The sequence below is a fragment of the Lysinibacillus sp. FSL K6-0232 genome (assembly GCF_038008325.1).
Classification (GTDB): domain Bacteria; phylum Bacillota; class Bacilli; order Bacillales_A; family Planococcaceae; genus Lysinibacillus.
Map to the genome: position 1 here is coordinate 1 of NZ_JBBOYW010000003.1, position 1,497 is coordinate 1,497.

The 1,497-nt window shown below is 39.7% G+C and carries 3 protein-coding genes; all 3 read left to right on the top strand.

Features of this window, described 5'->3' with window-relative positions; all coding sequences use genetic code 11:
* A partial coding sequence (locus tag MHB42_RS20640) for a rolling circle replication-associated protein (RefSeq protein WP_445299997.1) occupies positions 1-485 on the top strand: 485 nt, incomplete at its 5' end.
* Between the two features lie 427 nt (positions 486-912).
* On the top strand, positions 913-1,200 hold the full coding sequence (locus tag MHB42_RS20645) for a hypothetical protein (protein WP_340808665.1): 288 nt from the start codon (positions 913-915) through the stop codon (positions 1,198-1,200).
* Positions 1,197-1,497: hypothetical protein (locus MHB42_RS20650; protein WP_340808666.1), on the top strand; the 301-nt coding region annotated here is incomplete at its 3' end. The genes MHB42_RS20645 and MHB42_RS20650, both read left to right, overlap by 4 nt.

The following is a 1,497-nucleotide window of genomic DNA, read 5'->3' on the forward strand; positions in this document are numbered from 1 at the left end:
CGGAATTTATGAAATTTATTAAGAGATTAAACTATCATGTCACTGGTCAAAAGCGTGCTGTAATAAAATATGTTTGTGTGGTTGAGCGCCAAGAAAGAGGGGCGTTGCATTATCACATTATTTTGTTCAATATGCCGTATGTTCCACATGCAGAACTTTTAAAGCTTTGGGGGCATGGTGCGGTACGAATTAATGAAATTGACCATGTCGACAATGTCGGTGTTTATGTGGTGAAATATATCGAAAAAGAAATGCGGAATATGCAGTCGAATAAATCTGCAAAAGTGAAAGATAAAAAACTATATTTTGCGAGCAGGGGACTGTATAAGCCGGAGGAAATATCAGACGGAACAGCAGAAGGAAAACAACAATTACAAGAGATTGCTGGTAAGGTTGAAGGTCACGAAGTATACAGGAAAATGTACGAGAGTGAGCATTACGATACCTACGAGGTAATTCAATATAATTTAGCAAGAAAGGGCTGACGAAAAGTCGGCTCTTTTTGTTTTGATAAATTCGAGCAAAGCGACAACCATTTCCAATGCGAAAAATGAAATTTTGAGTGTCGAAAATGGTCGAGGTATTAGGAGGAATCCTAACAAGTTGAGGGCGAGCGAAAAGGGATTGGGGGTACCCAAAACCGTTGCTTGCCCAAAGTGGTTTGGCATGCTAAACCCGTTGCTTGCCCTTTGGTTTTAAGCCTCGCAGAGCCTTCATTTTGTACGCGATAGTGTCAAAATATCGAGAAGGTTACTTTGCCAAAGTAACAAAGCTTTTTCTTCAAGGGTAGAAGGAAAAATAAACGGAATGTTCTGGAATGATTGAGCGTTAGCGATGCCTTGACTTGCAATTTTCCATGTTAAGCTATTTGCTGCGTGCCACTGAATCTTTTTTGATAGGTGGCTCTGGCACGTGAAAAACATGGAAAAGGTTCTTGCGAGTCAAGGTCAATCATGGAAGATCATGCAGTGTGTGTTTAAAGAAAATAAGGTAAGGAAAGTTTTGGGGGCTTGCCCCTTTTTTAAAAGGGGCAAGGTCTTAATCTTTTGGGTGTTGGAGCGTAGCGGAAACGCCTTTCTTTTACTTTATTTATTTATAGTAACACTTAGCGAGAATATGATATACTTTGGGCAACGTAAAAAACTCCCTCGTATTTATCGGTTATTACCAGTAACCGTACGAAAGGAGTTTACAAATTGAAATATAAGATTAAGGCGATTATATCAGGAAATGTTGTCGAGGTCTACAGGTATGGAATTCCAGTAAGAACTGGAAAGGATAGAACAATTTTCGATAGAGGTTCAGGAAACGCTATAAAAGCGCCTGAGGAGGTCGAGAAGATGAAACGGGACAAAAGTATATCAAACTCGTTAAAAAGGACGAGAAACACGCTCAGAAGGCTTATAAACGCAAATACAGGGCAATGGGGCAAAGAACGAGAGAAGTTTTTTACGTTGACGTTTAAAGAAAATGTGACAGACCATGAAGTAGCCAATG